The 255-nt window shown below is 42.0% G+C and carries 1 pseudogene; it reads right to left on the reverse strand.

Going from position 1 to position 255, the window contains the following annotated elements:
* Positions 1 to 255: pseudogene (locus SB765_RS31630) on the reverse strand (acyl-CoA desaturase); the annotation flags it as partial.

Here is a 255-nt window from a genome sequence, read left to right on the forward strand (position 1 = left end):
GTTTGCTCAGTAAAATGGCCACAAAAGATAATGGTTGAGGTCCATAGGTTACGAATTAAGTTTGCCAGCAAATTACCACTTAATACCCACAAAAATAGTGGCCCCGCCAAAACTGGAAATAACACATAGTCTTTAATTAGTTGGCGTGCACCTTTACTAAAAAAGCGCTTTTTTAAGGTGCTATGCGCCACAGCACCTTCACGGTTTGGTTTCTTTTTACCTATAAAGACTCGCTCGCCTGCGAGCTCGTGATAC

Source organism: Pseudomonas sp. SIMBA_067 (genome assembly GCF_046534675.1).
Lineage (GTDB): Bacteria > Pseudomonadota > Gammaproteobacteria > Pseudomonadales > Pseudomonadaceae > Aquipseudomonas > Aquipseudomonas putida.